Source organism: uncultured Amnibacterium sp., assembly GCF_964244015.1.
In the GTDB taxonomy this organism is placed as follows: domain Bacteria; phylum Actinomycetota; class Actinomycetes; order Actinomycetales; family Microbacteriaceae; genus Amnibacterium.
In genome coordinates this window covers 1-15,338 of record NZ_CAXTHO010000004.1, presented here as the reverse complement: position 1 = coordinate 15,338, position 15,338 = coordinate 1, and the positions used below count along the sequence as shown (strand labels likewise).

Annotated in this window: 12 protein-coding genes and 2 riboswitches; of the genes, 4 read left to right on the top strand and 8 right to left on the bottom strand. The window is 71.9% G+C overall.

From position 1 onward, the window contains the following. Positions 1 to 13: 13 nt before the first annotated feature. Positions 14 to 88: riboswitch (cyclic di-GMP riboswitch) on the bottom strand. Between the two features lie 282 nt (positions 89 to 370). Further along, positions 371 to 1,324 (top strand): helix-turn-helix transcriptional regulator, encoded by a 954-nt coding sequence (locus ACFE67_RS01040; RefSeq protein ID WP_375405016.1) that lies wholly within the window; start codon positions 371 to 373, stop codon positions 1,322 to 1,324. Between the two features lie 71 nt (positions 1,325 to 1,395). Here ACFE67_RS01040 and ACFE67_RS01035 read toward each other — a convergent pair whose 3' ends face one another. The 3 genes from ACFE67_RS01035 to ACFE67_RS01025 form a co-directional block, all read right to left on the bottom strand. After that, positions 1,396 to 2,859 (bottom strand): hypothetical protein, encoded by a 1,464-nt coding sequence (locus tag ACFE67_RS01035; RefSeq protein WP_375405015.1) that lies wholly within the window; start codon positions 2,857 to 2,859, stop codon positions 1,396 to 1,398. After that, positions 2,856 to 3,035 carry a hypothetical protein gene (locus ACFE67_RS01030; RefSeq protein ID WP_375405014.1) on the bottom strand — a complete coding sequence of 60 codons (180 nt, stop codon included), beginning with the start codon at positions 3,033 to 3,035 and terminating at the stop codon, positions 2,856 to 2,858. Before ACFE67_RS01030 ends, ACFE67_RS01035 begins: the two co-directional genes overlap by 4 nt. Positions 3,036 to 3,051: 16 nt before the next feature. Then, a riboswitch (cyclic di-GMP riboswitch) is annotated at positions 3,052 to 3,126 on the bottom strand. A gap of 266 nt (positions 3,127 to 3,392) precedes the next feature. Then, on the bottom strand, positions 3,393 to 3,563 hold the full coding sequence (locus tag ACFE67_RS01025; RefSeq protein WP_375405013.1) for a CsbD family protein: 171 nt from the start codon (positions 3,561 to 3,563) through the stop codon (positions 3,393 to 3,395). A gap of 170 nt (positions 3,564 to 3,733) precedes the next feature. On the opposite strand from ACFE67_RS01025, the gene ACFE67_RS01020 reads away from it, so the two are divergent. The 3 genes from ACFE67_RS01020 to ACFE67_RS01010 are packed head-to-tail and all read left to right on the top strand — an operon-like array spanning position 3,734 to position 6,543. Beyond that, the gene (locus ACFE67_RS01020) at positions 3,734 to 4,357 is read left to right on the top strand and encodes a PadR family transcriptional regulator (RefSeq protein ID WP_375405012.1); all 624 of its coding nucleotides are present in this window, start codon (positions 3,734 to 3,736) and stop codon (positions 4,355 to 4,357) included. Positions 4,358 to 4,415: 58 nt separating this feature from the next. Continuing rightward, the gene (locus tag ACFE67_RS01015; RefSeq protein ID WP_375405011.1) at positions 4,416 to 5,687 is read left to right on the top strand and encodes a M18 family aminopeptidase; all 1,272 of its coding nucleotides are present in this window, start codon (positions 4,416 to 4,418) and stop codon (positions 5,685 to 5,687) included. 43 nt (positions 5,688 to 5,730) lie between these two features. Beyond that, positions 5,731 to 6,543 (top strand): aldo/keto reductase, encoded by an 813-nt coding sequence (locus ACFE67_RS01010; RefSeq protein ID WP_375405010.1) that lies wholly within the window; start codon positions 5,731 to 5,733, stop codon positions 6,541 to 6,543. 19 nt (positions 6,544 to 6,562) lie between these two features. Here the strand turns inward: ACFE67_RS01010 and ACFE67_RS01005 are convergent, their stop codons facing one another. The 5 genes from ACFE67_RS01005 to ACFE67_RS00985 all read right to left on the bottom strand — a co-directional run bounded on the left by ACFE67_RS01005 (position 6,563) and on the right by ACFE67_RS00985 (position 15,083). Further along, positions 6,563 to 7,105, bottom strand: a complete 543-nt coding sequence (locus tag ACFE67_RS01005; protein ID WP_375405009.1) for a GNAT family N-acetyltransferase — start codon at positions 7,103 to 7,105, stop codon at positions 6,563 to 6,565. Next, positions 7,102 to 8,982 carry a DNA helicase RecQ gene (gene recQ, locus ACFE67_RS01000; protein WP_375405008.1) on the bottom strand — a complete coding sequence of 627 codons (1,881 nt, stop codon included), beginning with the start codon at positions 8,980 to 8,982 and terminating at the stop codon, positions 7,102 to 7,104. Before recQ ends, ACFE67_RS01005 begins: the two co-directional genes overlap by 4 nt. Positions 8,983 to 9,059: 77 nt before the next feature. Beyond that, positions 9,060 to 9,680 (bottom strand): DUF1684 domain-containing protein, encoded by a 621-nt coding sequence (locus ACFE67_RS00995; RefSeq protein WP_375405007.1) that lies wholly within the window; start codon positions 9,678 to 9,680, stop codon positions 9,060 to 9,062. Further along, positions 9,677 to 11,692: a DEAD/DEAH box helicase gene (locus ACFE67_RS00990; RefSeq protein WP_375405006.1), complete on the bottom strand. Its 2,016-nt coding sequence runs from the start codon at positions 11,690 to 11,692 to the stop codon at positions 9,677 to 9,679. The genes ACFE67_RS00995 and ACFE67_RS00990 overlap by 4 nt, the downstream gene beginning before the upstream one ends. Positions 11,693 to 11,915: 223 nt before the next feature. Continuing rightward, a complete protein-coding gene (locus tag ACFE67_RS00985; protein WP_375405005.1) occupies positions 11,916 to 15,083 on the bottom strand; it encodes an efflux RND transporter permease subunit in 3,168 nt (1,055 codons plus the stop codon). Between the last annotated feature and the right edge of the window lie 255 nt (positions 15,084 to 15,338).

Sequence of the window (15,338 nt, the reverse complement as noted above, 5' to 3'; positions counted from 1 at the left end):
CGCTCCATGTGCATTCGGTGGCCCGGCTGACCTCGAGGGTCCCGTGGCTTTGCGTCCCCGGCTCGCGCCGGGTTTGCCGTTGTCGTGGAAACGGGTGCGGACCGACCAGCGGTCGTCCTTGCCGTGCCCAGATGATGATCGGCGAACCCGCAGTTCCCACTGCCGCCACTCCGCATGATCGCTCGATCTCGACACCCGGTGCGGGACGGAGCGCACCCCGTGCGCGAAGGAGCGTGCCGGCTTGCGCGAATCGTCTGGAATCGGCGAACGTTCCCCGCGCGGACAGCACGCCGGTGACCGACCGCGCGGGACCCGTGGCGATGGCGTCGGATCCGCGCGCTCGAACGCGATGCGGGTCTACCGTTCCTGCGTGGCCGACCTCGTCCTGCACCAGCACCTCGACGCGTCGGACTCGCCCGGTGCCACGGCGGCGATGCAGTCCGTCTTCGGTACCGGCGTGGAGGTCTCCTGCGCCGAGGACACGTTCGACTTCCACCTGCATTGCTGCGTGGACGACGGCGTCAGCGTGACCTGGATCACGTCCTCAGGATCCGACGTGCGCGTGCGATTCACGAACACCAGCGACCTGCTCTCGCTCCAGGTCACGGGAGGGCATCTCGAGATGCTCGACGACCGCGGCGCTGTGCCCCTGCACACAGGCGACATCGGCGTCGTCTGCCTGGAGAGCTCGGCCGAGATGCACTGGGACCGCGTCGAGCTGGAGGTCTTCTCCTTCCCGCGGGCATCGCTGGGGCGCCTGCTGGGCACCAGCGCCCACACGCTGAACCTCCGCTGCGCGCGCTCGACGTCGAGGTCGAGCGCACTGACCGCGCTCTGGCGACGAACCGCGGCGACGCTCGCGGACGACGTGCTCCGGACCCGTGAGCTCTGGGAGAGCGACGTCGTCCGCGAGCAGGCGATCGACGCCCTGCTCGCGATCGCCGTCGAGGCGTTCGGCGTGTCGGATGCCAAGGAGGACGTCGCGTCGGACGCGGGCATGATCGCGCGCGCTGACGCGTACATGCGGATGCACCTGGGCGAACCGATCTCGGTGCCCGATGTCGCTGCCGCGGTCGGCGTATCGGTCCGTGGCCTGCAACTCGCCTTCAGCCGCAGCCGGGCGGGAACACCGCTGTCGTACCTCCGGAAGATCCGGATGACCGCCGCCCGAGCCGCCTTCATCGCGGGCAGATCGATCAGATCGACGACGGTCACGTCGACCGCTCGGCAGCTCGGCTACACGAACGTCGGACGCTTCACCGCTCACTACCGTGAAGCGTTCGACGAGACGCCCACGGAGACCCTGCGCCAGGCCCGGGGCTGACGCACCCGGGCAGGAGGGGCGGATGACGACCGTCGCGAACCGATCGTCACCCGCCCCGCCGGAGGTGGGGTTCAGCCTCCGATCGCGCCGACCGCTTCGCTGATCGGCCAGCTGTGATCGAGGAGTGCCGATCGGCCCTGCTGGATCCCGAGCGCCGCGATGTGGACGCCGATCCCGGCCGTGATGTGGGCATCGACATTCCACCACGGAGCAGCCGACCTGTTCGCGGTGATGTTCGGTCCGACCTTGACCGAGGCGTACGCGCCGTCGATGCCGTACAGCTTCGAGTGCAGCTTCGCGCCGATCACGAGCGTCGCCGCGCCCGAGCCCGTCGCCCACGGCGGTCCGGCCTCGGCGTTCAGGACCGGCAGCTGCACCGTGGAGGTGCGGCCGTGGGTCGTCGCCGTGAGTCCCGCCGTCGTGGTGACGTCCGTCACCACGCTCGCCGCCATCGGCGCCTCGGTGCCCGCGCTGCCCTCGGCGACGAACTGCAGCGACTGCACGAGCACGACGGGCACCGGTCCGACGTCGACGACGACCGTGCCGAGCGGCACCGACCTGCCGAGCTTCGACTTCGTGCCGGAGCAGGCCGCCGCACCGGTGACCCACGTGTTCATGGTGCCGATGGCATGGGCCACCGCTGCGACGCCGACTGCCGTGGTGGCGGGGTGGACGACGTCCCAGCGAGCGGTGACCCCCGCCGTGATCGTGGCGTCCACCTTCGCCTCCAGCCCCATCGAGGCCCTCGACGAGCACGGGATCGTCGTGCGGAACGGGCTGCTCATCGTGAACGCGCCGGGCGTGATCGTGGCGTCGACCGCGGACAGCGAACCGGGCGAGGTGCCGTCGAGCGTCGCGCTGCCCGTGACCGTCTGCCCGAACGAGCCCCGCAGCAGCACGGTCGTCAGCGGCACCGTCGTCGCCGCGAACGTCGTGACGCCGTTCGAGACCGTGCGCCGCGCCCCGAGTCGGACGAGCAGTCCTTCCGGGGTCGTGGTGGTGACGCCGCTGACGAGCAGGTCGCCTCTCGCGAAGGTGCCCCGCACCTGCACGGTTCCCGACGTACCGGGCTTCGAGCCCGCGACGATGGAGGTGGCCGCGATCGTCTTCGCGTCCGTCACGGTCACCCTCGGCGCGACGACAGTCGCGAAGTCCGCCCGGAGCCGGAGGGTGCCGCCCGTGCGCAGCGTCTTCGTGGCCGGCACGGTCGGATAGTAGGTACCGGCCGGCGTTCCCGCCGTCCCGGTCGCGACGACGATGGGCGCGGTGCTGATCGTGTAGCGGCCGGCCGGCACGTTCGCGATCCGGGTGCTCCCCGCCCCCGTGTAGGTGCGGCGGAAGCCGTTCGGCCCCTGCACCTTCACCGACGCGAGGAAGCCGGCGGGCACGGCGGCCGCACCGATGACGAGGGTCGTCGGTGTCTTCCGGGTCGCAGCCTGCACCGGTGCCGGCAGAGCGAGCAGCGCCGCCTGGACGAGGAACAGCGAGGACAGCGCGAGCAGGATCGCTCCTCTCACCCGGGTCCGGCGGCTCATTCGGATACCTCGAGGGCCGCCACTCCACCGGCGTCGATGACGGTGACGGAGACGCAGCTCCCTCCGGCGGCCTGGCCCGCGAACGTGATGATCCGGCTGAAGTCGACGTCTCCGAGTGCCTCGAGAGGGTCGAGCACCGGCGAACCGGAGATGCCGAAGGGGATTGCGATGGTCATGTCGAACTCCAGTGCATTCGGTGGCCCGGCCGACCTCGAGGGTCCCGTGGCTTTGCGTCCCCGGCTCGCGCCGGGTTTGCCGTTGTCGTGAACTCGTCGAGAAGCGCACCGTCCGGTGCTTCCACTCCTCGTCGCAGCAGACAGTACGAGCGCGCCTTCGCGCCCCGGAGGTGACACTCGGAGGCGGTCGCAGCAGATGCGGCCCCAATCCAGGCGACATGCAAGCTCCCGCACCGCGTTTCCCGCACATCCACAGGTGCGTCCGCCGGCGAGTGGCCGGCACCTGCGCCGGCCCGGACATGCGCCACCGCCCCGCGGCTCAGGCCCCGGGGCGGTGGCGGCACATCGCGACGCGGTTCAGCGGAAGACGTCCTTGACGTCCTCGCCGACCTTCTTCGCCTTCGCGGCGGTCTGGTCGGTCTGACCCTCCGCCTCGAGCTGCTCGTCGCCCTTCGCCTTGCCAGCGGACTCCTTGGCCTTGCCGGCCAGGTCCTCCGCCGCGTTCGAGATCTTGTCTCCGAGTGCCATGCGTCGTCCTCCTTCGTTGGAACCGGCTCGACCGTGGCAGCCGCATCTTCGAAGCCACCGGACGCCAGCCGCATCCGAGCAGGGAGATCCGAGGGAGGAGTGCTTGCGGAACACTGCTCACCGATATATCGTGATGCGTCACGACAACACTGACAGAAGGAGTATCGATCATGAATCACCCCCATGACCAGCACGACCACGACCACGTTCGCGGCGCCGGGATGCGCGGCCGGTTCGACGGCCCGTTCGGCCACCGCGGGCCTCGCGGCGGTTTCGGCGGACCCTGGGACGGACCCGCCGAGGCGCTCCGGGCGTTCAAGGGATTCGGCCCCGGTCCCGGTTTCGGCCCGCACGGCCCCCGCGCTCGCCGCGGGGACGTGCGCAGCGCGATCCTCGGGCTGCTCGCCGACGGCCCCTCGAACGGCTACGGCCTGATCAAGTCGATCGGCGAGAAGACGGAGGGCGCCTGGACGCCGAGCCCCGGCTCGGTCTACCCGACGCTCGCCCAGCTCGTCGACGAGGGCCTCATCAGCCAGGACGGCGGACCCCGCGGCGCGTATGCGCTGACCGACGCCGGCCGCACCTACGTGGAGGCCAACCGCGACGAGATCGATGCGGCGTTCAAGAGCGCCGGCGACCGGTTCGCCGGCGGCGACGCCCTCGTGACGGCGTTCGGCAAGCTCGCCAGCGCTGCCATGCAGTTCCGCGGCGGCGTGACCGCCGAGCAGCGCGCCCGCGCGACCGAGAAGGTCGACGAGCTGCGCCGGGAGCTGTACCGCATCCTGGGCGAGTGAGGATCCCCCGAAGGGGCCGGACCGGTGACGGTCCGGCCCCTTCTGCTTGCATGGCCTGATGGTGCTCTCCTCCATCGACGACCTCGCCGACTTCGTCACGGCCTCCCCCGGCTCGTACCACGCGGCCGCGGAGGTCGCCCGACGGCTCGCCGCCGCCGGCTACGCGCTGCTGGACGAGACCGCGGACTGGTCGGACGCCGTCGTTCCCGGAGCCCGCGTGGTGCTCGTGCGCGACGGCGCGGTCATCGCCGTCGCCGTGCCGGAGTCCGCGAGCGCGACGACGCCGTACCGCGTGCTCGGCGCGCACACGGACTCTCCCGCCCTCAAGCTGAAGCCGCGGCCGACCATCGGCGGGTCCGGCCTGCTGCAGGCGGGGGTCGAGATCTACGGCGGCCCGATCCTCGCGTCGTGGTTCGACCGGGAGCTCGATTTCGCCGGCAGGATCGTCGACACCGACGGCGTGCAGCACCTCGTCAGGAGCGGGCCGTGGGCCCGCGTGCCCCACCTCGCGATCCACCTCGACCGCGATCTGAACTCGGGGTTCTCGCCGGACCGGCAGCGCGACCTGCAGCCGATCCTGGGCGTCGCGACGCCCGGCGACGACATCGTCGGCTCGCTCGCCACGCTGGCCGGGATCGCTGCCGAGGACGTGGCCGGCTACGACCTCGTCACCGTCGACACGCAGCCGCCGCGGCGCTTCGGCATCGCAGGAGACCTGTTCGCCTCACCCCGGCTGGACAACCTCACCTCGGTGCACGCCGGCCTGCGCGCGATGGAGTCGCTCGAGACCGGGAGCGCCATCGCCGTCCTCGCCGCGTTCGACCACGAGGAGGTCGGGTCCGAGAGCCGCTCGGGCGCGGCCGGACCGCTGCTCGCCGACGTGCTGGAACGCGTCACCGCCGCGCTCGGGGGCGGGCGGGCGGACCTCGCTCGCGCGATCGCCTCGTCCTGGTGCTGCTCCGCCGACGCCGGCCACGCCGTGCACCCGAACCGTCCCGAGATGCACGACCCGGCGAACCGTCCGGTCGTCGGCGGGGGCCCGCTGCTGAAGATCAACGCGGTGCAGCGGTACACGACCGACGCCGCCGGCGCGGCGCTGTGGGGCCGGGTGTGCCGAGCCGCGGACGTCCCGTGGCAGGAGTTCGTCTCGAACAACGACGTCCCCTGCGGCTCCACGATCGGTCCGATCACCGCGACTCGGTTGGGCATCCGCACCTTCGACGTCGGCACCCCCCTCCTGTCGATGCACTCGGCGCGCGAGCTGTGCCATGTCGACGACCCCGGGCGTCTCGCTGCCGCCGCCGCTGTCTTCCTCGCGGCCGCGGAGTGATCGCACAGGTCGCGCTGCTCGGTACGCCGTACCGTTCTCGCCCATGCCCGCTCTGACTGACACCTTCACCATCGCCGGCGACGTCGCCATCCCGAAGATCGGGTTCGGGACGTGGCAGATCCCCGACGGCCCCGAGGCCTACGACTCCGTCCGCACCGCGCTCGACGCGGGCTACCGCCACATCGACACCGCGCTCGCCTACGGCAACGAGCAGAGCGTCGGGCGCGCGGTCCGCGACAGCGGTGTCGACCGCGGCGAGATCTTCATCACGACCAAGCTGCCCGCCGAGATCAAGGATGCGGCGGGCGCCAGGACCGCGTTCGAGAAGTCCCAGAAGGGACTCGACCTCGGCGTCGTCGACCTGTACCTGATCCACGCGCCCTGGCCCTGGACCGCGATCGGCACGGACCACACGGCCGGCAACATCGAGGTCTGGAAGGTCTTCGAGGAGCTGTTCGCCGAGGGGCGGACTCGGTCCATCGGGGTGTCGAACTTCTCCGTCGACGACCTCGAGCAGCTCACCGCGGCGACCGACGTCGTGCCGCACGCGAACCAGATCCGCTGGTTCGTCGGCAACACGCAGGACGACATCACAGCCTGGTGCCAGCAGCGCGACGTGCTGGTCGAGGGCTACTCGCCACTCGCCACCGGGCAGCTGCTCGACGGCGGCACGCTGGACGACATCGCGCAGCGCGTCGGGCACACCCCCGCGCAGGTCGCGATCCGCTACCTGATCGAGAAGGGCGTGCTCCCCCTCCCGAAGTCGGTCACCCCGAAGCGCATCGCCGAGAACGCCGAGGTCGACTTCACCCTCGACGCCGAGGCGATCGCCGCCCTGGACGCCATCACCGACTGACCGCCCGCCCGAGCAGTGTTCAGATCCCGGGGCGGCGGAGGCGGTAGAGCACGTGCCTCCGGTGGGGGCTGCCCTGCTCGATGAGCGGGTGATCGAAGTCCTCGGCCGGATCCCGGCGCATGCCGACCCGCTCCATGACCGCCTGCGAGCGGACGTTCGCGGTGGTGGTGAACGAGACGACCTCGGGCAGCTCGAGGTCGTCGAACGCCACCTCCAGCACGCCGCGAGCAGCTTCGCTCGCGAACCCCCGCCCCCACGCGTCGCGGCGCAGGCGCCACCCGATCTCGGTCGCGGGGGTGAAGTGCGCGTCGAAGCCCGGCACGTTCAGCCCGGTGAACCCGACGAAGCGGCCGGTCTCCAGCTCCTCGAGCGCCCAGAGGCCCCATCCGCGTCGCTCGAGATCCGCGCCGACCCGGTCGATGAAGCCGTCGGACTGCTCCCGGGTCAGCGCCGACGGGAAGTGCTCCATCACGTCGGCGTCGGCACCCATCGCCGCGAACGGCGCCCGGTCCCCCTCCTGCCAGTGCCGCAGCAGGAGGCGCGAGGTGCAGAACTCGGTCATGCCGCCAGGATCGACAGCACGTCGTCGCCGTAGCGCTCGAGCTTCGCGGCCCCGATGCCGCTGATGCCCGACAGCGCCGCCCGATCCTGCGGCCGCTCGGTGGCGAGGGCCCGCAGCGTGGCGTCGCCGAACACGACGTACGCGGGCACGCCCTGCTCCTTCGCCTGGCCCGCTCGCCAGGCCCGGAGCTTCTCGAACAGCTCGTGCGACGACTCGTCGAGGTCCGCCGCGACCGGCGCGGCGCGCTTCGAGCCAGCGCCGGACGACGACCGCTCCAGGTCGTGCCGCAGCCGCACGGGATGCTCGCCCTTCAGCACCGCGGGACCGAGCGCGCCCAGGCCGAGGGTGCCGTAGTCGTCCGCCACCTGCACGACGCCCTGCGCGATGAGCTGCCGGAGCACGCTGCGCCAGCCGCGCTCGGAGATGTCCGCGCCGACGCCGAACACGCTCAACTCGTCGTGCTGGTGCTGCTCGACGCGCGGAGTGCGCTTGCCCCGGAGGATGTCGACGATCTGCCCGGCGCCGAAGCGCTGGTTGCGCTCGCGCTGCAGCCGCACGATCGTCGAGAGCAGCTTCTGCGCCGCGACCGACCCGTCCCAGGTCTCGACCGGGACGAGGCAGGTGTCGCAGTTGCCGCAGTCGTGGTCGGTCGGCTGGTCGAAGTACGCGAGCAGCTGCCGCCGCCGGCAGCCGACCGTCTCGCAGAGCGCGAGCATCGACTCGAGGTTCGCCGTCTGCTTCCGCTTGTGGGCGGCGTCGCCGACGCTCTGGTCGATGAAGCGGCGCTGCTGCACGACGTCCTGCAGCCCGTAGGCGAGCCATGCCGTGGCGGGCAGCCCGTCACGGCCGGCGCGGCCGGTCTCCTGGTAGTACCCCTCCACCGACTTCGGCACGTCGATGTGGGCCACGAACCGCACGTCCGGCTTGTCGATCCCCATGCCGAACGCGATCGTGGCGACGACGACGACACCGTCGTCGCGGAGGAACCGGGACTGGTTCGCCGCGCGGATCCTGGCGTCGAGACCCGCGTGGTAGGGGATCGCATCGACGCCGCGGGCGGCGAGCCACGCCGCGGTCTGCTCGACCGCGTTCCTCGACAGGGCGTAGACGATGCCGGCGTCACCCTTGTGCTCGTCCTGGATGAGCTTCAGCAGCTGCTGCTTCGGGTCGTCCTTCGGCACGATCCGGTACTGGATGTTCGGCCGGTCGAAGCTCGCGACGACGTGCTTCGCGTTTTCCAGATGCAGCCGCGACGTCAGCTCCTTGTGGGTCGCGTCCGTCGCCGTCGCCGTCAGCGCCATCGTCGGCACCCCGGGCCAGCGCCCGACCAGATCCGCGAGCGCGAGGTAGTCGGGCCGGAAGTCATGGCCCCACTGCGACACGCAGTGCGCTTCGTCGATCGCGAAGACCGAGAGGCCCGGCCCTGCTGCGACGCGATCGAGCAGACCGCGGACCGCGTCGTTCGAGAGCCGTTCGGGGGCGATGTAGACCAGGTCGACCTCGCCGGCGAGCAGCGCCCGCTCCACCTCCTGCCGCTCGGAGATGCTCTGCGTCGAGTTCAGGAACTCGGCCCGCACGCCGACCGCGCGGAGTGCGTCGACCTGGTCGTGCATCAGCGCGATCAGCGGCGACACCACGAGGCCGGTGCCGCGGCGGACGAGTGCCGGGATCTGGAAGCACACCGACTTGCCGGCACCGGTGGGCATCAGCACGACGGCGTCGCCACCCGCGATCACGGCGTCGACGACTTCGCCCTGACGGCCGCGGAACGACTCGAACCCGAACACACGGTGCAGGACCTCGAGCGCAGCACTCGTTGCCGCGGGGGCGGGCAGCACGTCGGTCACGGGCGCGAGGGTAACCCGCGCATCGGACATCCGGCTCCGTTCTCCACAGTCAGCAGCCCGCCGGTCGAGGTGCGAGCGCAGCGAGCCTCGAGACCACGATGAAGCAGTCAGTAGTCCTCGTTGAAGACGCGCTCGCCCACGGGCACGGCGACGGTCAGCGTGTTCCCGGCGGGAGCGAGCGGGCACGCCCATTCCGGGTCGTAGGCGCACGACGGGTTGTAGGCGAAGTTCAGGTCGATCACGATCGACGAGCCCGAGCGCCCCAGATCGGCGCCCTTGACGGTGTCGATCAGGTAGCGGCCGCCGCCGTAGGTCCCGCCCGGTGTGCCGGCGGTCGCGTCCTTCACCGGGATGAAGAGCCCGCCGCCGTAGGACCCCAGCCACCACACGTCCAGCGTCCCGACGCCGCCGAGACGGACCAGCCCGATCCGGTCGAACGGCACCACGCCGTCCGTCCCTGTCGGGACGTCCAGGTGCGCGGGCGGGGCCTCCTCCACCTCGGCCTCGAAGCGCCAGGCCGGGTCGTAGTCGGGGAAGGCCAGCGCGGTGAAGCCCGGCCGGTCCTCCGGCAGCAGCGGCGAGGCCGGGTGGCTGCGGAACAGCCCGTCCCGCCTCGCCCGCCACCGCGACCAGCTGGCGGCGACATCGCGGGCGTCGCGGGCCTCCTGGTACTCCGCGTGGGTCCGCTGCCGCCAGTCCGCGACCGCGAGCGCGTCCGCCGGGCTCACAGGCCGAGCGCGGCGACCGGATCGTCGCCGACCCGCAGCTCGACGAAGTCGGCGTCGATACCCGCGCGCTCGAGCAGCTCGACGAAGCGGCGCTTGCGACGCGCCGTGATCAGGGTGACGACGGTGCCGGAGGCGCCGGCCCGGCCGGTCCGGCCGGAGCGGTGCAGGTACGTCTTGTAGTCCTCGGCGGAGTCGGCGTGCACCACGAGGCCGATGTCGTCGACGTGGATGCCCCTCGCCGCGACGTCGGTCGCGACGAGCGCCGAGACCTTGCCCTCGCTGAAGCGAGCCAGGTTGCGGGTGCGACGGACCTGGTTCAGGTCCCCGTGGAGGCTCTCGGTGCGGACACCGGCGTCCTCCAGCTCGTCCGCCAGCTGCTCGGCGAAGGCGCGGGTGCGCGCGAAGACGAGCGAGCGGTCGGTGGCGGCGAGCAGCGCGGTCAGCACCGGCAGCTTCTCGCCCTGCTCGATCACGAGCACGCGATGATCCGCGGTGACGGACCCTTCGGGCTCCGCGACCTCGTGCACATCGGGGTCCGGCAGGAACTCCGCGACGAGCTTCGACACGGCCGCGTCGAGCGTCGCCGAGAACATCAGCCGCTGCCCCTTGCCCGGCACGCGGCGCAGGAGGCGCTGGATCGGCTCGAGGAACCCGAGGTCGGCCATGTGATCGGCCTCGTCGAGCACGGCGATCTCGATGTCGGACAGGTCGAGACGGCCCTGCTCGAGCAGGTCCTCGATGCGGCCGGGGGTGCCGATGACGATGTCGACGCCCTTGCTGAGCGCGCCGACCTGGCGGCCCTGGGGCACGCCGCCGACGATCTGGGTCGTGTAGAGGCCGACGGATCGGGCGATCGGCTGCACGGTGCGGTCGATCTGCAGCGCGAGCTCGCGCGTCGGCGCCAGGATCAGGGCGCGCGGGGCGCGACCGACGCGGCGGCCGGTGCCGGTGCGGCCGGCCTCCGCCCAGTTGCGCAGCAGCCGCTCGACGAGCGCCGCGCCGAACGCGATGGTCTTGCCGGATCCGGTCCGTCCGCGACCGAGCACGTTGCGTCCCCGGAGCGCCGCCGGGATCGTCGCGGCCTGGATCGGGAACGGCGTGATGGCGCCGAGGTCGGCGAGTGCCTTCGTGATCTGCTCACCGAGACCGAGGTCGGCGAAGCTCCTGCCCGCCACGTCTTCCGCGGTCACGACATCGCCCTGGAGACGCTCGAGCACGATGTCCTGCGGCGCCTCGAAGCGCGTGGTGCGCTCCTCGCGACCGGAGAAGGTCGTGGCCGGGCGGCGGTTGTGCTGCTCGCGGTCGCGGCTCGGCCCGGAGCGCTGCCCGGTCCGCGGGCGGTCGTCGGATCGGGAGAGCCGGTCCTCGCGGGGCGGGCGGCGCTCGTCACGCTGCGGCCGCTCGAACCGATCCTCGCGCGCGGGTCGCTCGAACCGGCCCTGGCGCTGCGGGCGCTGATCGCGATCGAAGCGGGCCGGACGCTCGGACCGGTCGTCGCGCTGCGGGCGGTCCGAGCGGCCACCGCGCTCGGGACGGGCGCCGGTCGCGGGGCGCGCGGTGGAACCCGACCCGCGCTCGGGGCGGTCCGTGCGCTGCGGCCGATCGCCACGATCGGGGCGCTCGGTCCGCGCGGGCCGGTCGAAGCGGTCCGCGCGCTCCGGACGCGCACCGCGGTCGTCGCGCTGCGGGCGGTCGGAGCGCTGGCCGCCGAAGCGGCGGTCGCCGAAGGGCCGGTCGGTGCGGTCCGCGTTGCGGGGACCCGGGTACCAGTCGATGCCGCGGTTCTGGCGGCTGGACCCGCGGTCGTCCTGGGCAGACCCTCCCGAGGCTCTCGAAGGACCGAACCGGGCCTCGCGCCCGGCGGCTCGGTTCCCGGAGCCGGCGGTGGAGGAGGAGGAGCGGCCGCCGCGTGCGGGGGCAGCGGATCCGGGGGCGCGCGTCGCGCGGTCCTCCGGCGTCCAGCGGCGCTTGCCGCCGTCGGGGGTCTTGTTGTTGCGAGGGCGTCCGGGCATGCCGAGGATCCGTCCGATCTGGGCGCTGCGCGCGTCTGCAGCGGGCCGTGGGAGCGCACCGGATGCGATGCGCCGACGGCCTGTGGACTCCACGAAAACGGTCCTGGCCGACCCTCCATGGTATAGCCGCCCCCGGGAGAGCACGACAGCAGGAAGAAACACGTTCAGCAGGAACAGATCGGCTGAATCTTCCTGCTGAAGCGAATACTTCCTGCCGTCGTGCTCAGGAGGCGGGCTTCGCGGCGGGACGGGTGAGGGTCTTCGCCGGCCTGGCGCCCCTCGCGCGGCGCTCGTCGCGTCGTTCGCGGCGGCCCTCCACCAGGAAGTAGAGGGTCGGCAGCACGATCAGCGTGAGCACGGTCGAGGAGACGAGGCCGCCGATCACCACGATCGCGAGCGGCTGCGAGATGAACCCGCTGTGCCCGGTGAGCCCCGACGCCATCGGCACGAGCGCGAAGATCGTCGCGAGCGCCGTCATCAGGATCGGCCGGAGCCGTCGGGATGCACCGTCGAGCACGGCGTTCCGCACCGACTCCCCCTTCTCCCGGTACTGGCGGACGAGGTCGATGAGCACGATCGCGTTCGTCACGACGATGCCGACGAGCATGATCAGACCGATCACGGAGGCGACGCCGAGCGGGATGCCGGAGGCGAGCTGCAGCAGGATCGCGCCCGTCGCCGCGAACGGGACGGAGATCAGCAGGAGGAGCGGCTGCCGCAGGCTGCGGAACGTCGCGACCATGATCGTGTAGACGATCAGGATCGCGGCGAGCAGCGCCAGGAACAGCTGCGAGAACGCGGTGGTCTGATCGGAGGCCAGCCCGCCGACCGTCGCCGCGGCGCCTCCCGGCAAGCTGAGCCCGGCGACCACCTTCTGCACGTCCGCGATCGCCGCACCGGTGTTCGTGCCGGCCGGGGTCGCCGTCACGCTGGCGCTGCGCGCGCCGTCCGTGCTGGTCACCGCTGCCGGCTCGGTGTCGAGCGCCACGGTCGCGAGCGTCGACAGCTTCTTCTCCCCGGTCGGCGTCGGCACCTTCAGCGCCTGCAGCTGACCGAGAGTGGTGGGCGGATCCTGCGCGCGGAGGTAGACCGTGATGCTGTCGTCGCCGACGGTGATCGAGCCGATGTCGGTCGGCTGCGTCTGCGCGGCGACGAGCTGCGCCAGCGACGCCTCGGTGAAGCCGGCCCTCGCGGCCTTGTCCGCATCGACCCGCACGGCGAGGTACTGCTCCGTCGCGGACAGGTTGCTCGTCGCCTGCGCGACGGACTTCAGCGCCCGCACCTCCTGGAGCACGCGATCCGCCGCGGTACCGAGCGCCTCGGTGCTGCCGGCCGTGATGTCGACCTCGATGTCGCTCGAGGTCCCGAAGCCCTGGCCGCTCGAGACGTCGAACTCGCCCGTCGAACCGCCGAGCCGGGAGCGGATCCGCTGCTGCAGCGCGTCCTGGTCGAGGCTCTCATCGGTGGTGATCGAGTAGGTGATCTGGGAGCCCTGGCCGCCGGTGAACGCGTCGCGCGCAGCGTTTCCGCTGGTGCCGATCGAGGCGCTCACGATGCGGACGCCGTCGATCGAGCGCAACGTGCCGTCGACGGTCCGCGCCTCGGCGGTCTGCTCGTCGAGGCTCGTGCCGTCGGCCACCGTCTGGGTGACTGTGAGGGTGTTCTGGCCGGTCGAACCGAGGTAGTTCGTCTGCAGCCGGGGCACGAGCAGCCCGGTCAGCACGAGCACGACCAGCGCGGCCAGCACCGTCAGCCACGGATGACGGAGCGTTCCGGAGAGGACCGGGCGGTAGGCGCGCTGCAGCGGCGGGAGGCGCTTGCCCGACTCGCGCTTGCTGCGGCCCGGCCGGAGGAACCAGTAGGAGAGCACCGGCACGATCGTCAGCGCGACGAGCAGCGACGAGGCGAGCGCGATCGTCACCGTCAGGGCGAAGGGCCGGAACAGCTCCCCGGCCGTGCTGCCGACGAACGCGATCGGGAGGAACACCGCGACCGTGGTGGCGGTCGAGGCGGTGACCGCGCCCGACACCTCCTTCACCGCGTCCTGCACCACTCGCCGCCGCGCCTCCGGTGCCACGCGGTGCCGGTCCTCCTTGCTGTTCGCGAAACCGGGGAAGTCCTCGCGGAAGTGCCGCGCGATGTTCTCGGTGACGACGATCGAGTCGTCGACGACACGGCCGATCGCGATCGTGATGGCGCCGAGCGTCAGGATGTTCAGCGAGTACTGCGCCGCCTGCATCCCGATCAGGGTGATCAGCACCGACGTCGGGATGCTGATCGCGGTGACGAGCGTCGCGCGGATGCTGAGCAGGAACAGCAGGATCACGAGCACCGCGAAGATCAGGCCGAGACCGCCCTCCTGCAGCAGGGAGTCGATCGACTGCGTGATGAAGGGCGCCTGGTCGAAGACCGGCGTGAACCGCCCGCCGGCACCGAGCGCGGACCGCAGGTCCGGCAGCGCCTCGGCGACCTCGCGGGAGACCTGGACGGTGTTCGCGTCGGGCAGCTTCGTGACCGAGACGGTCAGCGACGGCCGCCCGTTCACGAGGGCGATGGTGGTGACGGGGTCCTGGCCCAGGGTCACGGTGGCGACGTCGCCGATCCGCGGCGGGCGGGTCAGCGAGCCGGAGCGCGCGTTCCACTGCTGCTGCGTCACCCCGGCCAGGGGCAGGGCGCCGATGTCGGCGGCGGAGCCCAGCTCGGTGCCGATCTCGATGGAGCGGGTGCGGCCCTCCTCGGTGACGCTGCCGCCCGGCACGAGCGCACCGGAGGCCTGCAGCGTGCTCGTGATCACGGAGGTCGTGAGCCCGTGGTCGGCGAGCGCGTCCTTCGGCACCACGGTGATCCGCGTGCCGGGTGCACCGGTGAGGCTCGCGGCGCGGACGCCGTCCAGCTTCTCGAGCTTCGGCAGGACCGAGTCGGTGACCGCTGCGGCGAGCTCGGTCGTGGAGGCGTCGCCCGTGACCGACACGGCGGTGATCGGGAGGTCGTCGAGGCTGCCGGCGACGACCTGCGGCTCGACGCCGTCGGGCAGCGACGACTGGAGGGAGTTGAGCGCGGCGCTGACCTTCTGCTCCGCGGTGTCGAGATCGGTGCCGAAGGTGAAGCCGATGCTGACGGTGGAGCTGCCGGTCGCGGACTGCGACGACGTCGTGTCGACCCCGCGGATGCCGCGGACCGCCTGCTCGATCGGCCGGCTGACCCGTTCGCTGACGATCTGCGGCGAGGCGCCGCGATACGTCGAGACCACCGCGAGCTGCGGCAGCGTGATGGAGGGGATCAGCTCCTGCCGGAGGCCGGACGTGGCGAGCACCCCGAAGAGCGCGGCGACCACCGTCACGAGCGCGATCAGCGCTCGGTTGCGGAGACTGAACGCGGCGAGGAGCTGCACGCATGAAGTATCGCTGGCCGATCGGACAGCCCTGCGGCCCCGGGCGCCGCCGCAGCTCGCGGATCCGGATTCCGGCCGCGGATCCGGAGATGGTGGACGACCCCCCGGTGCACGGCGCCTCGACGCGGGGTGTCGTCCGAGATCTCCGGATCGGCGAGCGGGAGCACAGGATCCTCTCCTCCACAGGGCGACCTCGTGCACTCGGGTCGGACGTGCGCCACAGTCCCGTGCCATGACCCGAGATCTCGCCGTCCT